Raw genomic sequence first — 20,500 nt, 5'->3', positions numbered from 1 at the left:
CGCGCGGCCCGGGTGCCCAGGTCCTAGACGCCGGCCTTGGCCAGGTCCGCGGGGGGAGCGGCGGCGACGGCGGTGGTGGGGCTGCCGGGGGCGATCCGCAGGTGCACGGTGGCGCCGGCTTCCAGGCCCAGGGCGAGGAACTCGTTGCGGGTCACGGTGACGATGACCTCCTGACCGGAGGCGGTGGTCACGTCGATGCGGATCTCGAAGCCGATCCGGGTGATGCGCGAGACCGTGCCGGTCACGTCGTCCGGGCCGGCCGGGGTGGTGCCGATCTGCAGGTCGTGCGGGCGGACCAGGTGGTCGCCGAGCTGGGTGACCGGGCCGAGGAAGCGCATGACGAAGTCGTTGGCCGGGCGGTCGTACAGGTCGTCGGGGGAGCCGATCTGCTCGATGCGGCCGTCGTTGATGACGACGATCTCGTCGGCGACCTCGAGGGCCTCCTCCTGGTCGTGGGTGACGAAGACGGTGGTGACCTCGACCTCGTCGTGCAGGCGGCGCAGCCAGTCGCGCAGCTCCTTGCGGACCTTGGCGTCCAGGGCGCCGAACGGCTCGTCGAGCAGCAGCACCGTCGGCTTGATCGCCAGGGCGCGGGCGAGGGCCATGCGCTGTCGCTGGCCGCCGGAGAGCTGGGCGGGCAGCCGGTCGGCGAACTGGGACAGGTGCACGAGCTTGAGCAGCTCGTCGACGCGGGCCGCGATCTCGTCCTTGGGCCGCTTGCGGATCTGCAGGCCGAAGGCGACGTTGCGGCGCACCGACATGTGCTTGAACGCGGCGTAGTGCTGGAACACGAAGCCGACGTTGCGCTTCTGCGGCGGCAGGTCGGTGGCGTCGACGCCCTCGATCTCGATCCGGCCGGTGTCGGCGCGCTCCAGGCCGGCGATGATGCGCAGCAGTGTGGACTTGCCGCCGCCGGACGGGCCGAGCAGCGCCGTGAGGCGGCCCGACGGGATGCTCACCGACACGTTGTCGAGCGCGACGAAGTCCCCGAAGCGCTTGCCGACCCCTGCGATTTCGATGCTCAACGGTCTTCCTTCGGCCGGAGGACGGATACGACGATGATGCTGGCCACGGCGACGAGCGCGAGGAGGAACGCGGTCGCGTAGGCGCCGCCCTTGTCGAAGTTGAGGTACTTCTCCTCGACGACGAGCGGTGCGGTGCGGGTGAGCCCGAGCACGTTGCCCGACACGATCTTCACCGCGCCGAACTCGCCGAGCGCGCGGGCGAGGCTCAGCACGACGCCGTAGATGATGCCCCACTTGATCGACGGCAGGGTGATGCGGGCGAAGGTCTGCCACGCGTTGGCGCCGAGGCTGCGGGCGGCCTGCTCCTGCTCCTCGCCGACCTCTTCGAGGACCGGCACGACCTCGCGGATGACCAGCGGCAGGGCGACGAAGACGGTGGCCATGACCATGCCGGCCTCGGCGAAGATGATCTGCAGGCCCCAGCTCTCCAGGGTCGGGCCGAACCAGCCGTTGCGGCCGCCGTAGACCAGCACCAGCGACAGGCCGACGACGACCGGCGACACCGACAGCGGCACGTCGAGCAGGGCGTTGAGCAGGCGCTTGCCGGGGAAGCGGTAGCGCACGAGCAGGATCGAGATGCCGACGCCGAAGACGGTGTTGATGATCACGGCGATGATCGCGATCTCCACCGACAGGTGCAGGGCGTGCACGACGTCGGGGTCGGTGAGGATGCCGCGCAGGTCCTCGAAGCCGTTCTTGAACGTGTTCTGGCCGACGAGGTACACCGGCCAGGCCACCAAAAAGAAGAGGTAGGTGACGACGATCAGCCGGACGAGGTAAGCGACCGGGCCGCGCCTGCGGGTCCAGGCCTTGCCGGTGGCCTGCTTCGGGGCCGGTTTTACCAGGGTGTCAGCCACGGCGGACCGTCCTTCGCTGGATCACGTCGAGGATCACGATGACGGCGAACGAGATGACCAGCAGGACCGTGGCGACCGCCGCCGCGTTCTCCAGGTGGTCGTTCTCGATGCTGCTGAAGATGCGCACGGAGGTGACCTCGGTGCGCATCGGGAGGTTGCCCGACAGCAGCACGAGGGAGCCGTACTCGCTGACGCCGCGGGCGAAGGACAGCGCGGCCCCGGCGGTGATGGCCGGGGTGAGGCTGGGCAGGATGATCCGCCAGAAGATCGTGAACCGGCTGGCGCCGAGCGAGGCGGCGGCCTCCTCGACGTCACGGTCGATCTCGGCGAGGACCGGCTGCACGGTCCGCACGATGAACGGCAGCGTGACGAACAGGAAGGCGACGAAGACCGCGACCCGGGTGTTGGCGATGTTGACGCCGAGCGGGCTGGTCGGCCCGTACAGCGACAGCAGCACCAGACCGGCGACGATCGTCGGCAGCGCGAACGGGATGTCGACCAGCACCTCCAGGACACGCTTGCCGAAGAACCGGTCCCGGACCAGCACCCAGGCGATGAGCGTGCCCATGACGACGTTGACCAGCGTGACGCCGATGGAGGTGAACACGGTCAGCTCGATCGACGCGAGGGTCTGCTCGGCGGTGACCGCCTCCCAGAAGCCGCCCCATCCCTCGGATCCGGCGACGGCCACCACCGCGGCGAGGGGGATGAGCACCAGGAGGCTGAACCACAGCATCGCGACCCCGAGCCCGAGGCCGGAGACGCGTGTGAGGGGGTGGCCGGACGCGGCCGACCGGGCCGGCCGGCGGTTGCCCGCCGGCCGGCCCGGTTCGATGGTCGCTGAGGTCACTTGGCTTTGCCCGACGCGGCGATGATCTTGACGATCAGGCCCTCCTTCTCGTCGAAGAACTTCTTGGAGAGCTTCGACCAGCTCTCGAAGTCCTTGTCGACGGTGAGCAGCTTCGTCGGGGCCGGGAAGGGGTTGTTCGGGTCGACCGCGCCCTCGACGCCCTTGGTGTCCACGCCCTGGACGATCGGGCGGAAGCCCTTGAGCGCGAACTGGCGCTGACCGGCCGGGCTCAGCACGAACTCCAGCCACTCCTTCGCCTTCGGGTCGGCGTTGGTGAGGATCGCGCCCGGGTTCTCGATGAGGATGGTGGTGTCCGGGTAGACCCAGTCGAGCTTCTCGCCGCTCTGCCGGGCCAGGATCGCCTCGTTCTCGTAGGCGAGCAGGACGTCGCCGGTGCCGCCGATGAAGGCGGTGGTGGCGTCGCGGCCGCTGCCGGGCAGCGCGACGACGTTGGCGAAGAGCTTGGCGAGGTATTCGCCGGCCTGCGCGTCGGTGCCGCCGTTGGCGGCGATGTGGCCCCACGCGGCCAGGGCGTTCCAGCGGGCCGCGCCGGAGGAGGCCGGGTTCGGGGTGACGATGCCGACGCCGGGCTTGATCAGGTCGTCCCAGCCCTTGATGTTCTTCGGGTTGCCGGGGCGCACCGCGAGGACCACGACGGAGGAGGACACGATGCCCTTGTTCGGGCCCTGGTTCCAGCTCGGGTCGACCAGCTTGGCGTCGACCAGGCGGGTCACGTCGCTGGACACCGAGAAGTGCACGTAGTCGGCCTTGAGGCCGGCGACGACCGCGCGGCTCTGGTCGCCGGAGGCGCCGTAGGAGGTCTGGAACTTCACGCCCTTGCCGGCGGGGGTCTTGTTCCACTCCGCGGCGATGGCCTTGTTGGCGGCCTCAGGCACCGCGAAGCCGACGATGTTGAGCGTGGTCGACGAGCCGCCGGCACCGGCGTCGTCCTTCTTGGTGGTCCCCGCGCACGCCGACAGCACCAGGCCGGCGGCGAGCATGAGAGCGGCGGTCGCTCTGATGGGGTGCTTCATGGGGAACCTGTCCTCCTGGGGTCGGCAGTGCGCATAGGGGTCGTGCGTTCGGTGTCGATGTCGAGGTCGGCGAGCAGGTCGGCGAGGGTGGCCTTGTCGACGATCGTGTTGACCGCGGTGTCGACGGACAGCCAGACCTTGCGCAACCCGCGCCCCACCCCGTCGTACGTGGCCTGGTCGGTGGGCAGGCCCCGCACGGTGGTCAGTGCGCCGTTCATGGCGCGGAGGATCTCGCCGACCGTGATGGCTGACGCCGGTCGGGCGAGGCCGTATCCCCGCTCCGTGCCGCGGTGGCTGTGCACGAGCCCGACGCGGCGAAGTTCGAGAAGGACCGTCTGCAGTGAGCCGATGGACATCCGTTCGTTCTGCGCCAGCTCCGAGGCCGTGATCCGGCCCGGCTCCGCCGCGGCGATCGCGAGCATCGCCCGGATCGCGTAGTCGGCGCGGACAGAGATGTGCACTCGGATCAGGTCCCCCGCTGTGCTGGCATTGCCTATCTTGTCTAGTTAGTAGGTAGGATTAGAATAGTTGCGGGACGCCCGGTGTCAAGACGTGTGGGTTGCGTTACATCGACCGGGGGTCAGGGGCGCTGGGCGCGCTCGCCGGCCATCCGCACCAGGACAGGGTCGATGACCTGCGGATCGGCGCCGGCCAGCTGCCGCACGAGCGCCGCCCCGGTGTCCCGCGCCACGACGACGGTCAGCCCCGTCGACGCGAACTGCGCGGGCGCGAGCCGGATGCCGTCGGAGCGCACCCCGTCGGTGGTGAGCACCACGACACAGCCCACGCCGACGCCGGCGGTGCCCCAGCCGGTCGCGTCGACCCTGCGGGCGAGCTCCTTGAGCCGGATGTCGACCGAGGTGTTGGGCCGCCCGTCGGCGAACACCCGGCAGGGGTGCCCGTCGGCGGGGTTCAGCTCGTACGTGCCGGGGCGCACACCGTCGAGCACGGCGAGCAGCACCACGCTGCGGTCGCACACCACCACGAATCGCACGGCCCCGCCCTGCCCGCCCTCCTGCCCGCCCTGCTGCCAGGGCATCGCCCGGGCGGCGGGCAGCGGGCCGAGCACGTCGTCGAGCCAGTCCGGCGGGTGGCTGTCGTCGAGCCAGTACCGGTCGCGGAACCGCTCGAACAGCTGCCCGCGCTCCTGGTTGGCCCGCGCGGTCTCCGACTGGGCCATGTCCTGCCGGGCGTAGCGCTCGATCTCGTGCGTCGCGGTGACCTGCCCGCCGAACGCGACGAGGGTGAACAGGAGCATCACGATCCCGGTGAACGGATGCTCGCCGATGCGCGACAGCGCGAACAGGCACGGCACCGCGTAGCAGACGAGGGTCGCCGCGGCGGCCGGGCCGAACAGCTTCGCCGTGCCCAGCGCCCGGCGCACCACCACGGCCGCGCCGAGCGGCACCGCGAGGAGCAGCGCGCTGCCCCACCAGGGCCAGTCCACCAGCGCCAGCACGCCGAGGCCGCCGGCGAGCGCGGCCAGCCCCGCGGCGATGTTGCGGCCCAGGTCCGGGTCGGTGGCCGGCGGCTCGATCAGCCGCGGCCGGACCGCCGCGGAGCCGGCGGAGGGCGGCAGCCGTTTCGTCGGGGGCGGCGCCTGCGCCGCGAACGCGGAGGTGATGAGGTCCGCGGCGCGCAGCAGGTCATCGCGCAGCCGCCGGGCGGACTCCTGCCGGTCCGCCGGGTCGGGCGACAGGGCCCGCCGCAGCACCGCGGCGACCGGCTCGGGGACGGCGTCCAGGTCGTGGTCCTGCCGGGGCGGCGCGCCGGTCAGCAGCGTGTGCAGCGTCGCGCCCAGGGAGTAGAGATCCGAGGCGACGCTCTCCGGCTGCCCGGCGTGGACCTCCGGCGCCGTGTACCCGAGGGTGCCCAGCCGGGCCGTGGCGGTGAAGCGGCCGTCGTCGCGGTAGATCGCGGAGATGCCGAAATCGGAGAGGACCGCGGTGCCGTCGGTGGTGAGCAGGATGTTGCCCGGCTTGATGTCGCGGTGCAGGATGCGCACCGCGGCCTCGTGCGTGTGGGTGAGCGCCTCGGCGACCTCCGCGCCGATGCGCAGCGCGTCGCGCACCGGCAGCGTCCGGTCCACCGCGAGGCGGTCCGCGACCGAGCCGGCGTAGAGGTCCATGACGACATATCCGGGGCCGTCGGCGGTGAAGTCGGCCTCCAGCAGGCGCGCCACGTGCGGGCGGCCCTGCAGCGCCTGCAGTGCCTGGACCTCGCGCAGGAACCGCCGCCGGTCGGCGTCGTCGAGGTCCCGCCGGTAGACCTTGATGGCGACGGCGGAACCGTCCATGGTCGCCTTGCGCGCCCGATACACGTGCGCCTGACCGCCCCGCGCGCTGATCACGGTGAGGTCGCGGTAACCACGGATCTGCGGGGCGGTGACCATGGGGCCTCCCGGATGGCAGGACTGCGGCGAGTCTAACCGCCGCCCCATCGACCGCCGGCGGTTTTGCCGACCGTCCTCACACGATCTGCCACCCTCGGCCCCGTTGTGCGGCCTGCGCCCGATTGGCCGGGAAGCGGCCCGCTGTTCATCTGTTGCATGTCTGGCGCAGCCATTTCGCGATGCAATTCTTCATTCGCCGGTAAAAAGCTCACTGTTTCGCAGTGGCGCAGGTCAAATCGGTGAATTACGTCGTTCGGCGAACATGCAATGGGCCGAATGGTCACCCATTGCTCAGGTAATGAGTATTGCGCCGGCACGATTCATCCGTCGTTCATTGATGTACTACTCGGCAGTAGTTCATAACTGCGAAAGTCGGCGCCGCATTCAACTTCGAGTGCAAGGCGGAAAGGTCACGGAATGCAGATCAGCAAGGTCGGGCTGGGGGTGGCGGGGGTAGCGGTGCTCCTGCTCACCCAGGCCACCGCAGCGCACGCGGATGTCGCCGCACAAGGCGCTGACATCGTGGGTATCGGTTCCGACACCATCCAGTACGCGGCCGACTTCCTCGCCGACGGCGACTACCAGGGCAACCCCGGCTTCAACGCCGCGGGCGCCCGGGTGTTCAGCTTCGACGCGACCGGCGACGCCAGCGGCAAGCTCACGGCGGGTGCCACCGTCGTGCTGCGTGGCGGCAACTTCCCGGTCACCCGGCCCAACGGCTCCGGCGGTGGTCTGACGTACTTCACGCAGACCGACACCGGCGCCACCAAGAAGGTCCAGTTCGTCCGCAGCTCCCGCAAGCCCTCCAAGGCCGAGGACGACCGCGCGGTCGCCAACGGCTGGGGTGGCCTGCGCTGCTACCAGCTCGGCCTCGACGGTCTGAAGATCGCCGTGTCCAAGCTGACCGCGACGAACGCCGGCACCAGCGGCATCAGCGCCGCCGACCTCAAGAAGATCTACAGCAGCCCGCCGCAGATCACCACCTGGGGTCAGGTCGCCGGGTACAACGGTCCGAACCCGGGCGCCACGATCGTCCCGATCCTGCCGCCCGCCACGTCCGGCACCGAGCAGTTCTTCATCGCCCAGATCGGTCTGACCGAGGCCCAGGTGCGCACCACCGCCGAGGGTCTCGTCCGCGCCGAGGAGCACGACCCGTCGGTCGTCCAGAGCAACGCGAATGCCATCGCGCCGTTCTCGACCGCCCGCCTGGTCATGATCCACAACGGGTACTTCAACAACGGCACCGCGCAGGACCCGATCACCCTGCAGTCCGGCGGTTCCGCGTTCGACGTGACCCGCCCGGTCTACTTCATCGTGCGCAACAGCGAGATCAACAGCTCGTGGAACAAGGCGCTGTTCGCACCGGGTGGCTTCCTGTCGCAGTCCTTCCTCGCTCAGCCCCTGATCGAGGACGCGGCCGGCTTCACGTACCAGTACGCCGACGCGGGTCTCTGCCACACCGCCTGATCCGGGCTCACCGGGTCAGGCGAGCACCACATCATCTCCTTCGAAATTGGAGTCCCAGTTGAAGATTCGCTCAAGGTCCCTGACGGTCGGGGCGGCAGCCCTGGCTGTCGCGGCCAGCGTTCTGGTGGGGGGAGGTGTCGCCCACGCGGCGGTGACCCCGGGCTTCGAGCCCGACCCCAACGCGATCGGCGCCATCACCCTGTACAACGCCAGCGGCGCCGTCATCACCGGCGGTAGCCTCACCGCCAGCCCGATGGTGGCGTTCGCGGCGGCCTCCGGCGCGGGTCGGACCGGGGACACGAGGGCCTTCCTCCGGGTAGCTACCCCGAAGGCGGCCACGCCGACCGACCAGTTCCTCTCGGCCGTCGTCACCAACACCACCAATTTCCCGAACACGGGCGCCCCGGCGCCGCTCAACGCCCTGACGACCCCGCTCGTCAGCGCCACGGCCGGCACCTCCCTGGCGTCGTACATCGCGAGCAACCCCAACACCGAGACGGCCGCGAACCTGGCGAACATCTACCAGCTCCGCCTGATCACGACCGCTCCCGGCCAGTCCCCGGACGTGAACTACTTCCGCGTGGACATCCAGGTCGACACCGCCGCCGGCACGTGGACGGTCGTCCACCCGGCTTCGGCGACGGCCACCACGACCACGCTGACCGCCAGCCCGGTCAGCCCGGTCAACAGTGGCACCGCGGTCACCCTGACCGCGAAGGTCACCCCGGCCAACACCGCCGGTTCCGTGCGCTTCTTCGACGGCGCCACGGACCTCGGTGCGGGCACGTACAACCCGGCGACCGGCAACGCGACCATCAGCGTCACGCCGACCGTCGGCAGTCACTCGCTCACCGCGGTGTTCTCCCCGAGTGACACCTCCGCCTTCACCGGTTCCACCTCCACGGCGCTGCCCTTCACCGTGAACGCTCCGGGCACGCCGACCACCACCACGCTGACCACGAACCCGCCCAGCGGGACCGCGGCCGGCAGCGGTGGCTCCCTCGACGTGACACTCTCGGCGAGCGTGGCCCCGGTCGGCACCGCCGGCTCGGTCCACTTCTTCGACGGCGCCACCGACCTGGGCGCGGGCACCTACGACGCCGCCACCGGTGTGGCGACGCTCGTGAAGTCCCTGGCCACGGGCAACCACCTGCTCATCGCGACGTTCACCCCGAGCGTCGGCGGCTTCCAGTCGTCGTCCTCGGCGATCCTGAACTACGCGGTGGTCGGTGCGAACTCGGCGGCCGTGCCGCTCGACGCGCAGAACGACACCGACCCGTTCGCGGGTGCTCTGGTCCTCCAGGTCGCGGCGGGCACCGCCGTGCACCTGACCCAGATCCCGGTGAACGACCCGAACGGTCACCCCGCGCAGGCGACCGACCCGACGGGTCACCGTCACGCCTGGGTGTTCACGGGCAACTTGACCGGTGTTTCGGTCAACGACACCCGTCCCACCCAGGACGGCTGGACGCTCAACGGGCAGGCCGCCGACTTCCACAACGGCCCGACCGTGGTGCCCGCCGCCAACCTCGGCTGGATCCCGGCTGCCAGCGGCGGCGACGCCGAGGGCACCGTGGCCGCCGGCACGGCGGTCGACTCGAAGCTCAAGACGGCCACCAGCAACGGTCTGCAGACCAGCAGCCAGTTCGCGAAGGCCGCCGCGGGCAACGGTCTCGGCACGAAGAACCTCACGTCCGCTCTGGAGCTCCGGATCCCGGACACGTCCCCGACCGGTCTCTACACCAGCACCCTCACGCTGACCCTGGTCAGCCCCTGACGGTGCGATAACCGCAAACGCCAGGTCGGCCCGGGCGAACCCGGGCCGGCCTGCGCCATCTGCCGAAGACGATGACGAAGACGGACGGAAACCAGCTCATGAGACGCTTTTTCGCACTGGTCGCGGCAGCCGCCGTCGCCGCGGTGCTCACCCCCGCCGCCGCGCACGCCGAGCCCGTCCAGCCGGTGGACGACGGCAACCGCGCCTGGTCGCTGCGGCCCGGCACACCCGAGGGCAAGCCGGACAAGCGCACCCACTACACGCTGCAGGGCACGCCCGGCGCGGCAGTGGAAGAGAAGGTGCTGGTCACCAACAGCAGCAAGGTCACCGCCTCGTTCGTCATCTACGGCACCGACGCGTTCAACACCGCGACCGGCGCGTTCGACCTGCTGCCGGCCGCGCAGAAGCCCACCGACATCGGCTCGTGGATGCAGTTCCCGGCCTCGACGATCACCATCGACGCCGGCGCCACCGTCGCCGTGCCGTTCAAGATCGCGGTCCCGGCGAACGCGACCCCCGGTGACCACGCCGGCGGCGTCGTGGTGTCCCTCGCCACCGGCACCGACGTGAAGGTCGACACCCGCGTCGCTGTCCGGCTCTACCTCAGGATCGCCGGGCTGCTGCGTCCCATCCTCGCAGTGACCAAGGTCGAGGCCGACTACGCGGGCGTGACCGACCCGTTCGGCACCGGCACGGTGTCCGTCACCTACACGGCCGAGAACACCGGCAACATCCGGCTGCAGAGCCGCGCGAAGCTGGTCGTGAAGTCCGCGCTCACCGGCATCACCCTCGCCGAGCGGAAGCTGCCCGACCTGGCCGAGCTCCTGCCCGGTCAGCGGGTGCCGCACGAGGCCGACGTCACCGGCGTGTTCCCCGCCGGACCGCTGACCGTGCGGATCGAGCTCGAGCCGTTCGGCGACCCGGAGCAGCCCGTCGGCCAGGCCGTGCCCCGGGCCGAGGGGCACACGACGATCTGGGCGTTCCCGTGGCTGCTGCTGCTCGCGATCCTCATCCTCGGCACCGGCGCAGGCTTCCTGGTGCGCCGCTGGCTGATCCGCCGCCGGCAGGCCCGCGCCGACGCCGCCGCGCTGGAGCGCCGCCGCGAGCGCAAGGCCGCCGCGAAGGACGCCGCGGCCAAGGAGGCCGCCGCGAAGGAGTCGAAGGCCGGAGCGTCCGCATGACCCGGGCACCACGGCTCCTCCGGTCGCTGTTCGCCGCGTCGGTACTGGCGGCGACGACCACCGCCTGCACGGCCGCGCACGCCGAGACGGTGCCGTACACCGACAGCCGCTCGACGGGCGGGATCGTGTTCTACGACAAGGACGGCAAGGCGGTCACGTCCGGCAGCACCACCGACAGGCCGTTCGTGGCGAAGGCCGTCGGGCAGGCCAGGGCGCCCGAGCCCTACGACAGGGACGGCCGCAAGGCGACGCTGCTGGCGTTCCTGCCGCGCAAGGACGCCGACCCGACGCAGTGGCACGGCCGGTTCATGACCGGCGCCAGCGCCTACCCCGACGCCGCCCACCCGACCGTCGTGTCGCCCGCGGAGGCCGGCTCCCTCGCGGAGTTCCTCGAGGTGTACCCGACCCAGTGGAACGGCCTCGTCCAGCTGCGCATCTACCTCGGCGTCCCCGGCGAGGCGACGCTGACGACCAGCTACACCAGCGCCGACATCAAGGTCACCGGCGGCACCTGGACCGTGGTCCGGGCCGGCACGACCGGCGCGCTCGGTGCGGCGGGCGCGTTCGGCGCGGCCGCGATGGCCCGCGAGGACGGCTCGGCCGGGGTGCCGATCGAGGTGCGGGTCGGCGGCAGCAACAGCCCCAGCCCGTCGCCGACCGGTGGTGGCGGCGGCGGTCCGCTGCCGCGCACCGGCACCGACGTGATGACTCTCGCCGCCGGCGGCCTGCTGCTGGTCGGCGCGGGCGTCGCCGCGGTCCTGCTCGGCCGGCGCCGCCGCGCTGTCACCACCACCGCCGCCCGCACCGAGGAAGTGGCCGAATGACCACCACGCCGACCGAGGAGTCCTACCCCTACGGGCAGGAGCCGCCGCCGCAGTACGCGCCGGGATGGGCGAAACCGGAGCCGGACACGCTGACCCAGGACACCGTGCCGCAGTACCACGGGCTCATCCCCGCGCCGAGGCATCCGGGCCACGAGGGGCCGCGGGCCACGCCGCCGGCCCTGCCGCTCGCCACGCTCGACGCGCGGGCGATCTCCGCCTGGTTCGGCGCCCGCAAGGTCCTGGACCGGGTGTCGCTGACGATGCAGCCCGGCCGGGTCACCGCGCTCATCGGCCCGTCCGGCTGCGGCAAGTCGACGTTCCTGCGGATCCTCAACCGGATGCACGAGCTGGTGCCGTCGGCGCAGCTCGCCGGCGAGGTGCTGCTCGACGGCGTCGACATCTACGACACCGGCCGCCGCCTCACCGACGCCCGCCGCCAGATCGGCATGGTGTTCCAGAAGCCGAACCCCTTCCCCACGATGAGCATCTACGACAACGTCGTCGCCGGGCTCAAGCTCACCGGCGTGAAGGTCCGCCGGTCCGACAAGGACGACCTGGTCGAGGAGTGCCTGATCAAGGGCGGCCTGTGGCGGGAGGTCAAGGACCGGCTGCGCTCGCCCGGCGGCGCGCTGTCCGGCGGCCAGCAGCAGCGGCTGTGCATCGCCCGCTCACTCGCCATCCGCCCGCGGGTGCTGCTGATGGACGAGCCGTGCTCCGCGCTCGACCCGACCTCCACCCGGGTCATCGAGGAGACGATCGCCGAGCTCGCCGCCGAGGTCACGATCGTCATCGTCACGCACAACATGCAGCAGGCGCACCGCGTCTCGCAGCAGTGCGCGTTCTTCCTCGCCGAGCACGGCACGCCCGGCGCGATCGTGGAGAGCGGCGAGACCGAGCAGATGTTCGGCGCGCCCGTCGACCAGCGCACCTCCGACTACGTCAACGGCCGGTTCGGATGAGCGGCGTGAGCGGGCCTGCGGTACAGGAGCAGGAGGACACACCGCGGTCCCTGGCGTCGGCGCGGTCGGTGCAGGACCAGGTCTTCCGTGGCGGGTCGCGGGGCGTCGCCATCCTGGTGACCGTCATCTTCGGCGCGATCGGCTTCTTCCTGGCGCTGCAGTCGGTCCCGACGCTGGAGCACTACGGCTGGGCGTTCTTCACCGAGAACGACTGGCTGCCCGAGCGCGACACCGTCGGCTTGTCGGCGGTGCTGCTCGGCACGCTGCTGGTGAGCCTGATCGCGATGTTCACCGCGTTCCCGCTCGCCCTGTCGTGCGCGCTGTACATCACCGAGTACGCCACGCCGGGGCTGCGCAAGTCCCTGGTGGCGATGGTCGACCTGATGGCGGCCGTGCCGAGCATCATCTACGGGCTGTGGGGCGTCTTCCTGTTCGGCCCGCAGCTGATCCCGGTCGCGCACTGGCTGCACCAGAACCTGGGGTTCATCCCGTTCTTCGAGGTGCGCACGGACCCGGACGCGCCGGTCTGGGCGCAGTCGCAGTACACCCAGTCCGCGTTCACCGCCGGGCTGGTCGTCGCGATGATGGTCATCCCGATCGCGTCCGCGGTGATGCAGGACGTGTTCGCCCAGGCGCCCGTCGGCGAGCGGGAGGCGGCCCTCGCGCTCGGCGCGACCCGCTGGGGCATGATCCGCACCGTCGTGCTGCCGTTCGGCCGGGGCGGCATCGTCGGCGGCACGATGCTCGGGCTCGGCCGCGCGCTCGGCGAGACCGTCGCCGTGCTGATGACCATCAGCTTCGCGTTCGACCTCAAGATCCGGGTGCTGGAGAACGGCACGATCACCGTGTCGTCGCTCATCGCCAACCGCTTCGGCGAGGCGACCTCGGCCCAGCTCGCGGCGCTGCTGGCGGCGGGCTTCGTCCTCTTCGTCATCACGGTGGTCGTCAACACGATCGCCGCGATCATCGTCAGCCGCGGCCGCAGCGGCGCGTCGACCGAGATCTAGCCCACCGAGATCCAGCCACAGGGAGGAGCGTGACCATGACGAGCACGACCGCGACCCGTACACCGGCCGCCGCGACCACCACGAGAGCTCCTGCCCCGCCGGAGACACCCGCTCCTGAGCGCCCCCGCCGGTTGCGGGGACGCACGCTGGACGACAAGCTCAGCCTCATCGGCGCGGCGGCCGGCTCGCTCGCGCTGACCTGGGTCCTCTACGGCAAGATCCTGCCGTTCTCCGGGACGCTCGGGTTCATCATCGTCTGGTACATCGTGTTCCTGCTGATGTACGCGACCGTCACCAGCCTGTCGAGCCCGCGGCCCGTCGTCGTCGACCGGCTCGCCGGCGCCATGGTCCAGGCGGGCGCGGCCGTCGTCGCCGTCGCGCTGCTGTCGACCGTGTTCTACACCTACATCCGCGGCCTGCCGGTGGCGCTGCACCTGAACTTCCTGGTCAAGGACATGAGCGGGGTGCGGCCGACCGCGCCGCTGGACGAGGGCGGCATCCTGCACGCGCTCGTCGGCTCGTTCATCGAGGTCGGCATCGCGCTCGTGATCTCCCTGCCGCTCGGCCTGGTGACCGCGGTCTACATGGTCGAGGTCGGCGGGCGGCTGTCCAGGGTCGTGCGGACGATCGTCGAGGCGATGACCGCGGTGCCGGACATCCTCGCCGGCCTGTTCGTCTACACCGCGCTCGTGGTCGCCTTCGGGTTCCCGAAGTCCGGTTTCGCCGCGGGCCTGGCGATCGCCGTGACCATGGTGCCGATCATCGCCCGGACGTCCGACGTGGTGCTGCGGGTCGTCCCCGGTGGCCTGCGCGAGGCCGGTCTGGCGCTCGGCGCGTCGCAGTGGCAGGTGGTCCGCCACGTCGTGCTGCCGACGGCCCGCCCGGGTCTGGCCACCGCGGTCATCCTCGGCGTCGCCCGCGGCATCGGCGAGACCGCGCCCGTGCTGATCGTCTCCGGCGCCTCGACGTTCCTCAACTTCAACCCGATCGAGAACACGATGAACTCGCTGCCGCTGTACATCTTCGTCGGCGTCCGAAGTGGACAGGAGACGTTCATCGACCGTGGGTTCGGCGCCGCGGCCGTCCTGCTCACGGTGGTGCTGATCCTCTTCGCCGTGGCCCGCTGGCTCGCCCGGCCGAAGGTGTGATCCCGATGCGACCGACCACCGACCGTCACAGAATCAGACGAGGAACAATCGTGCAGACTCCCGCCACCGTTGGTCAGCGGACCGCCATCGCGGCCGTGCTGGCGCTGGTCCTGAGCATGATCGCGCCGGCCACCCCGGCCGCGGCCGCCGGCCACGCCCGCATCACCGGCACCGGATCGTCCTGGAGCGCCAACGCCCTCAACCAGTGGGTGGCCGACGTCCGGAAGCAGAACCTGCAGGTCGACTTCACCGCGACCGGCTCGGCGACCGGCCGGAAGGACTTCGCCGCGGTCGCCAACGACTTCGCGATCTCCGACATCGGCTTCCGCGGCACCGACCCGACGACCGGGCAGCGCGACGACGCGCAGGGCCGGCCGTTCGCCTACCTGCCGATCGTCGCCGGCGGCACCGCGTTCGTCTACCAGGTGCGGGTCGGTGGCCAGCTGGTGCGCAACATCCGGCTGTCGGGGCTGACCCTCGCCAAGATCTTCCTGGGCCAGATCACCAACTGGAACGACGCGCAGATCACCGCCGACAACAACGGCCGGAAGCTGCCGTCCCTGCCGATCATCGTCGTCGTGCACTCCGAGGGCTCCGGCTCCACGGCGCAGTTCACGTCCTACCTCGCCAAGCAGTACCCGGACCTGTGGCGCACCTACAGCGGCCTGTCGGAGTTCACCGAGTACTTCCCGCCCAAGCCCGTGAGCGGCGACCGCAAGCCGGTCGTCTCGGTCAACGGCTCCGACTCGGTCATCAACACCGTCACGGCCGGCTCCAGCAACGGCGCCATCGGCTACGACGAGTACTCCTACGCCCTGGGCGCCGGCTACCCGGTCGTCGAGCTGGAGAACCAGGCCGGCTACTTCACCAAGCCGACCGACTTCAACGTCGCCGTCGCGCTGCGCGCCGCCGACATCAACATGGACAGTTCGGACCCGCTGAAGTACCTGCTGCAGAAGCTGGACAGGGTGTACGTGAACCCGGACAAGCGCACGTACGCGATGTCGTCCTACTCGTACATGATCCTTCCCGTCGGCAACGACGCGAAGATGAACAGCGAGAAGCGCCAGACCCTGGTCGACTTCATGAAGTACTCGATCTGCACCGGTCAGGCCTCGATGGGCGTCGCCGGCTACTCGCCGCTGCCGATCAACCTGGTGAAGGCGGGCTTCGACCAGCTGAAGAAGCTCAAGGACATCGACCCGGCGGTCACCTTCTCCGCGCAGCCGGTCGACACGTGCAACAACCCGACGTTCAAGGCCGGCGACCCGAACGGCAACCACCTGGCGGACATCGCGCCGAACCCGCCGGACTGCGCGAAGCGCGGCAACGGCCCCTGCACCGGCAACGGCTCCCCGACGGGCAACACCGGCACGGGGACCGGCACGGGCACCGGCAACACCGGCGGCACCGGCACCGGCACCGGCACCGGGACCGGCACGGCGGCGAACCCGTCGGCGTCGGGCTCCGCGCCGGCTGGGGCCGTGATCGACCCCGACACGGGCGAGGTCATCAGCGGCGGCACCGGCGGCGGCGCGGGCGGCGGGGACGTCAACGCCGTCGGCGTCCCGAACGACCTGGCGGCGTTCAAGACGGGCAAGCACATGAAGGTGCTCGGCCCGGCCGCGGCGCTGCTGCTGCTGTTCGTCGTCTTCGGCCCCACCGTCTTCGGCCGCTGGCTGCGCCGCCGCCGGGAGGAGTCGTGAACCGCCGCCGCGTCGCCGCGTTCGTCGTGGTGCTCGTCTGCGCGGGCCTCGTCCTGCCCGCGTCCGGGTTCTCGGCGCCGACGGGCGAGGTCGAGCCCGAGTTCACCGGGTCCAGGACGATGGCCCGCACGCACATCGACGCCGACGGCACGCCCACCACGCTCAAGTCCTACACCGTCACCGCGAAGGTCACCCAGGTCAGCAACCTGCGCAACCGGCAGCAGATCGGGGTGAGCTGGACCGGGGCGCACCCGACGCTCGCCACGTCGAGTAACCCCAACAGCGTGCAGGCGCCGCTGCAGGAGTACCCGGTCGTCGTCATGCAGTGCCGGGGCGCCGACACCCGCGAACGCCCGCTCGACCCGTCGACGTGCTGGACGCAGAGCGTCGAGGAGCGCCGGTACACCGACCCGACGCTGCAGTTCCCGCCGTGGCGGCTGGACCAGTACGAGAGCCCGGCCAACCGGAAGGCGAGCGTCGGCGTGCCGGCGTCGGTGCCGCCGAAGTGCGACCTGTCCGACGTCACGCCACCGTCGCGGTTCGTGCCGTTCGTGGGCCCGGCGCCGCAGAACACCGTCTACTACCCGCTCAACCGGCGGGAGAACGAGTCCTGCGGCCCGGTCCTCGCCCCCGACATGGTCAACGTGGAGGACAAGGACGCCACGCCCAACAACACCACGTACGCGTCGAGCAACAAGGACGGCGCCGGCAGCATCAAGTTCGTGGTCACCACCGACGAGTACAACCAGTCGCTCGGCTGCTCGATGACCGTCGTGTGCACCCTGGTCGTGCTGCCCATCATCGGCATGAGCTGCGACCTGCAGGGCAAGGACCTGCCCGCCGCCGACCGGCCGACGGCCGCCGACGTCCGGCTCTCGGGAGAGAAGTGCAAGAAGAACGGCCGCAAGGGTGTGGGGGAGTTCTACGACAACAACGACCCCGACCAGGTCGACGTCGCGGTGACCGCGAAGTTCTGGTGGAGCGAGTCCAACTGGCGCAACCGGATCACGGTGCCGCTGAGCTTCGGGCCGCCCGGGAACCTGTGCGACCTCGCGGACGCGAGCATCCCCCTGGACCTGTTCGGCTCCGAACTGATGATCCAGGCGACCGACCAGTGGTCGACGGCGTTCTGCACCGACCCGAACCGCTTCAAGTTCCGGCACGTGCGGCTCGGCGAGCCGCAGGCGAAGTCCGCGCTGGTCGCCAGCGGCGCCAAGGCGGCACTGGTCAGCATCCCACCGGAGGAGCCGTATCCGATCCCGACGGTCAGCGCGCCGATCGGGGTCACCGGCTTCGCGATCAGCTACGTCATGGACGACGCGGCCGGCAACGAGTACAAGGACCTCAAGCTCAACGCGCGGCTGCTGGCGAAGATGCTCAGCGAGTCCTACCCGACGAAGAGCGACCTGCGCGGCGCCTACGGCAAGGCGCCGGACACCGACCCGTACAAGGCGATGGCGGGCAACCCGCTGACCGTGTCGCTGGACCCGGAGTTCAAGGCGCTCAACCCGGCCGTCGGTGACGCGTTCGCCAGCGTGCTGAGCTCCTCGGCGCTGCTCGCGCTGTCCGGCAACTCCGACGTCATGTACGCGCTGTCGGCCTACCTCAACGCCGACCCGGAGGCGCGGGCGTTCCTCAACGGCACGCCCGACCCGTGGAAGATGGTGGTGAACCCGCAGTACAAGGGCATCGCGCTGCCGAGGACGAGCTGGCCGCTGCTGGACTCGTTCGTGTCGGAGAACTTCACGCCCTACACCGGCTGCTCGGAGCCGGAGTTCACCGGCGAGCTGGCGCAGATCCCGTATCTGCCGCTGCTGTCCGCGCCGGTGCAGGACATGGGCAACATCGCCCAGCGGGTGCAGTACGCGCTGTCCAACGCGCACGTCAACTGCGTGCTGCTGCGCGGCGACAACGGCCTGCCGATCGGCGTCAACATGGGCGCGATCGGCCGGCAGGAGTACCGCGCCCGCTTCATGCTCGGCGTGACCAGCCTCGCCGACGCGGACTTCTTCCAGCTCAACAAGGCCGCGCTGCAGTCGCACTCGACGGTGCCGGCGGGTGAGCAGTTCACCGGGCGGCAGGGCCGCACCTTCGTCGAGCCGACCGAGGACTCGATGCGGCTGGCGATGAGGTACGCCAAGCAGGACGCCACCTCCAACACGTGGCTGATGCAGTACGACAAGCTGGTCGGCGCCGACGCCGCGGGCGCGTACCCGGGCACCCTGCCCGTCTTCGCCACCGTCCCGACCACGAACATCGGCGCGGAGGAGGGCAGGAAGCTCGCCCAGCTGCTGCGGTTCGCCGCCACCGACGGGCAGATCCAGGGGCTCGGCAACGGGCAGCTGCCGCCCGGCTACCTGCCGCTGACCGCCGCGAACGGGCTGGGCGACCTCGTCGCCTACACGCTGCGCGCGGCCGACGCGGTGCAGGCGCAGGCCGGCACCGTGCCGCTGGTCGGGGGCGGCAACGCGCCCACGACCCCGGCGCCCACCAACGGCGGCACCGGCGGCACGGGCGGCACCGGCACGGGCAGCGGCGCGACCGTGCCCGCCGCCGGCTCGCGCCCGTCCGGCGCCGTGCCGTCCACGTCCGCGTCGGCGCCGCCGGCGGCGGAGCCGCGGGCGTCCGGCTTCACCGCCGGGCTGTCGTCCGCGCTCGCCGCGTGGGCGCTGCCGATCGCCGTGGTGATCTCCCTCGCCGCCCTGCTGATCGGCTCGCTGACCCGCGCCGTGACGTTCGTCGTGACCTGGTGGAAGGCGACATGACCGCTGTAGTGCAACCGAAACCGCGGCACCTCGCCGACGACGATGACGACGACGACCTCGACGATCTGGAGGACCTGCCCGAGCGGGTCCCGCTGACGAAGCTGCCGGTGCCGGCCGCGGTCACGATCGTCTTCCGGTCGCTGCTGACCCTGGCGCTGCTGTCCGGGTGGCTCGTCGCGTACGCGCTCGGCGTCAGCGCCGTGCAGCAGTCCCGCACCCAGGAGCAGCTGTACAACGGCTTCCGGGAGAAGGTGGCCCTGGCGACCGCGCCGATCGGCGGCGAGATCGAGGCCGGCACCGCGGTCGCGTTCATCGAGGCGCCCGGCATCGGCCTGCGCCAGGTCGTCGTCGAGGGCACCTCGTCGGGGGTGATGCGCGACGGTCCCGGGCACCGCCGGGACACCGCCCTGCCCGGCCAGCCCGGCACGTCCGTCATCTACGGGCACGCGGCCTCGTTCGGCGGGCCGTTCCGGCGGATCACCGCGCTGCAGCCCGGCGAGAAGCTCACCGTCACCACCGGTCTCGGCGTCATGCAGTACGAGGTGACCGGCGTCCGCCGGGAGAAGGACCCGCTCCCGGCGCCACTGGCCGCGGGCGGCGCCCGCCTCACCCTGGTGACGGCGGAGGCCGACGGGTGGCGCAGCGGCTGGTCGCCGAACCGGGTCGTGTACGTCGACGCGGTCCTCAAGAGCGGCGACCTCCAGCCGGGACTGCCGGGCCGGCCCGGCTCGGTCCCGGTCGCCGAGAAGGCGATGCAGGCCGACCCGGACGCCCTGGTGCCGCTGGTGTTCTGGCTGCAGCTGTTCCTGTTCGCGGCCCTCGGCCTCACCTGGGCCCGCCAGCGCTGGGGCGGCCTGCAGGCGTGGTTCGTCGGCCTGCCGGTCCTGCTCGCCTGCCTGTGGGGGACCGTGGAGACCCTCTCCCTGTTCCTGCCGAACCTGTCCTGAGCGGTCTGTGCCCGCTGCCCGCACGCACCGCCGAACGCCTCCACGCCCTCAGGCTGACGCTCCGCCGCTGCGCCGCGGCGGGTCCGCGCGGACCCGCCGCACCGCGCCGCGACCCGGTGGCGTCCCGGGCCGGCCGTCGAGGCGGTTGCCGCGCTCCGGTCTGAGCCGGTCTGAGCCGGTCTGAGCCGGTCTGAGCCGGTCTGAGCCGGTCTGAGCCGGTCTGAGCCGGTCTGAGCCGGTCTGAGCCGGTCTGAGCCGGCCTGAGCCGGCTCAGGCCGCGCGGAGCTCCGGTTCGAACGCGCCGGCCCGCAGCGCCGGGTGCGTCTCGAGGCCGAGGTAGCTGCAGGACCCGAAGTGCACCATGGGCGCGCCGCCGAGGGTGATCGTGCGGCCGTCGAGCGTGTGGTCCTGAGCGACGTTGTGCACCAGTCCGCGCCGTACGCCGTCCGAGATGAGCTCGTCGAACGTCCGCAGCATGTCGTCGGCCTTCGCCATGGGGGTCCTTTCCGGCAGTGCTGTCCGACCGGGTTCACGCGGCCGTGTCCGGTCGGGTTCATCGGT

At 71.2% G+C, this 20,500-nt stretch carries 17 protein-coding genes; 10 read left to right on the top strand and 7 right to left on the bottom strand.

The genetic code is table 11. The features are described 5' to 3' along the window. Positions 1-23: 23 nt before the first annotated feature. From ABZS58_RS10400 to ABZS58_RS10375, 6 genes are all read right to left on the bottom strand, one after another. A complete protein-coding gene (locus ABZS58_RS10400) occupies positions 24-1,025 on the bottom strand; it encodes a sulfate ABC transporter ATP-binding protein (protein ID WP_354779770.1) in 1,002 nt (333 codons plus the stop codon). Continuing rightward, positions 1,022-1,882 (bottom strand): sulfate ABC transporter permease subunit, encoded by an 861-nt coding sequence (locus tag ABZS58_RS10395; RefSeq protein ID WP_354779768.1) that lies wholly within the window; start codon positions 1,880-1,882, stop codon positions 1,022-1,024. Before ABZS58_RS10395 ends, ABZS58_RS10400 begins: the two co-directional genes overlap by 4 nt. Further along, a complete protein-coding gene (gene cysT, locus ABZS58_RS10390) occupies positions 1,875-2,732 on the bottom strand; it encodes a sulfate ABC transporter permease subunit CysT (protein WP_354779766.1) in 858 nt (285 codons plus the stop codon). Before cysT ends, ABZS58_RS10395 begins: the two co-directional genes overlap by 8 nt. After that, positions 2,729-3,766 carry a sulfate ABC transporter substrate-binding protein gene (locus tag ABZS58_RS10385; protein ID WP_354779764.1) on the bottom strand — a complete coding sequence of 346 codons (1,038 nt, stop codon included), beginning with the start codon at positions 3,764-3,766 and terminating at the stop codon, positions 2,729-2,731. The genes cysT and ABZS58_RS10385 overlap by 4 nt, the downstream gene beginning before the upstream one ends. Beyond that, positions 3,763-4,227, bottom strand: a complete 465-nt coding sequence (locus ABZS58_RS10380; protein WP_354779762.1) for an Rrf2 family transcriptional regulator — start codon at positions 4,225-4,227, stop codon at positions 3,763-3,765. The genes ABZS58_RS10385 and ABZS58_RS10380 overlap by 4 nt, the downstream gene beginning before the upstream one ends. A gap of 119 nt (positions 4,228-4,346) precedes the next feature. After that, entirely contained in the window at positions 4,347-6,158 is a 1,812-nt protein-coding gene (locus ABZS58_RS10375; RefSeq protein WP_354779760.1) for a serine/threonine-protein kinase, read from the bottom strand. A 417-nt stretch (positions 6,159-6,575) separates the two neighbouring features. Here ABZS58_RS10375 and ABZS58_RS10370 point away from each other — a divergent pair, with 417 nt between their 5' ends. From ABZS58_RS10370 to ABZS58_RS10325, 10 genes are all read left to right on the top strand, one after another. Further along, a complete protein-coding gene (locus tag ABZS58_RS10370) occupies positions 6,576-7,625 on the top strand; it encodes a hypothetical protein (protein ID WP_354779758.1) in 1,050 nt (349 codons plus the stop codon). A 58-nt stretch (positions 7,626-7,683) separates the two neighbouring features. Beyond that, positions 7,684-9,402 (top strand): Ig-like domain-containing protein, encoded by a 1,719-nt coding sequence (locus ABZS58_RS10365; RefSeq protein ID WP_354779756.1) that lies wholly within the window; start codon positions 7,684-7,686, stop codon positions 9,400-9,402. A 98-nt stretch (positions 9,403-9,500) separates the two neighbouring features. Further along, positions 9,501-10,583 (top strand): DUF916 domain-containing protein, encoded by a 1,083-nt coding sequence (locus ABZS58_RS10360; RefSeq protein ID WP_354779754.1) that lies wholly within the window; start codon positions 9,501-9,503, stop codon positions 10,581-10,583. Then, positions 10,580-11,407 (top strand): LPXTG cell wall anchor domain-containing protein, encoded by an 828-nt coding sequence (locus ABZS58_RS10355; RefSeq protein WP_354779752.1) that lies wholly within the window; start codon positions 10,580-10,582, stop codon positions 11,405-11,407. The genes ABZS58_RS10360 and ABZS58_RS10355 overlap by 4 nt, the downstream gene beginning before the upstream one ends. Next, a complete protein-coding gene (locus ABZS58_RS10350) occupies positions 11,404-12,366 on the top strand; it encodes a phosphate ABC transporter ATP-binding protein (protein ID WP_354779750.1) in 963 nt (320 codons plus the stop codon). Before ABZS58_RS10355 ends, ABZS58_RS10350 begins: the two co-directional genes overlap by 4 nt. A gap of 5 nt (positions 12,367-12,371) precedes the next feature. Beyond that, the gene (gene pstC / locus ABZS58_RS10345) at positions 12,372-13,373 is read left to right on the top strand and encodes a phosphate ABC transporter permease subunit PstC (RefSeq protein WP_354779748.1); all 1,002 of its coding nucleotides are present in this window, start codon (positions 12,372-12,374) and stop codon (positions 13,371-13,373) included. Positions 13,374-13,408: 35 nt separating this feature from the next. Continuing rightward, complete coding sequence (pstA, locus tag ABZS58_RS10340; protein ID WP_354779746.1) at positions 13,409-14,521, top strand: phosphate ABC transporter permease PstA; 1,113 nt, start codon at positions 13,409-13,411, stop codon at positions 14,519-14,521. 50 nt (positions 14,522-14,571) lie between these two features. After that, positions 14,572-16,227 carry a substrate-binding domain-containing protein gene (locus tag ABZS58_RS10335; RefSeq protein ID WP_354779745.1) on the top strand — a complete coding sequence of 552 codons (1,656 nt, stop codon included), beginning with the start codon at positions 14,572-14,574 and terminating at the stop codon, positions 16,225-16,227. After that, the gene (locus ABZS58_RS10330; protein ID WP_354779743.1) at positions 16,224-18,992 is read left to right on the top strand and encodes a hypothetical protein; all 2,769 of its coding nucleotides are present in this window, start codon (positions 16,224-16,226) and stop codon (positions 18,990-18,992) included. Before ABZS58_RS10335 ends, ABZS58_RS10330 begins: the two co-directional genes overlap by 4 nt. Continuing rightward, the gene (locus tag ABZS58_RS10325; RefSeq protein WP_354779741.1) at positions 18,989-19,939 is read left to right on the top strand and encodes a sortase; all 951 of its coding nucleotides are present in this window, start codon (positions 18,989-18,991) and stop codon (positions 19,937-19,939) included. Before ABZS58_RS10330 ends, ABZS58_RS10325 begins: the two co-directional genes overlap by 4 nt. Positions 19,940-20,209: 270 nt before the next feature. Here ABZS58_RS10325 and ABZS58_RS10320 read toward each other — a convergent pair whose 3' ends face one another. Next, on the bottom strand, positions 20,210-20,434 hold the full coding sequence (locus tag ABZS58_RS10320; RefSeq protein WP_354779739.1) for a hypothetical protein: 225 nt from the start codon (positions 20,432-20,434) through the stop codon (positions 20,210-20,212). Between the last annotated feature and the right edge of the window lie 66 nt (positions 20,435-20,500).

The organism is Dactylosporangium sp. NPDC005555 (assembly GCF_040605635.1).
Classification (GTDB): Bacteria; Actinomycetota; Actinomycetes; order Mycobacteriales; family Micromonosporaceae; genus Dactylosporangium.
The sequence above is the reverse complement of the archived record's forward strand: the minus strand, read 5'-3'. Positions and strand labels throughout refer to the sequence as shown.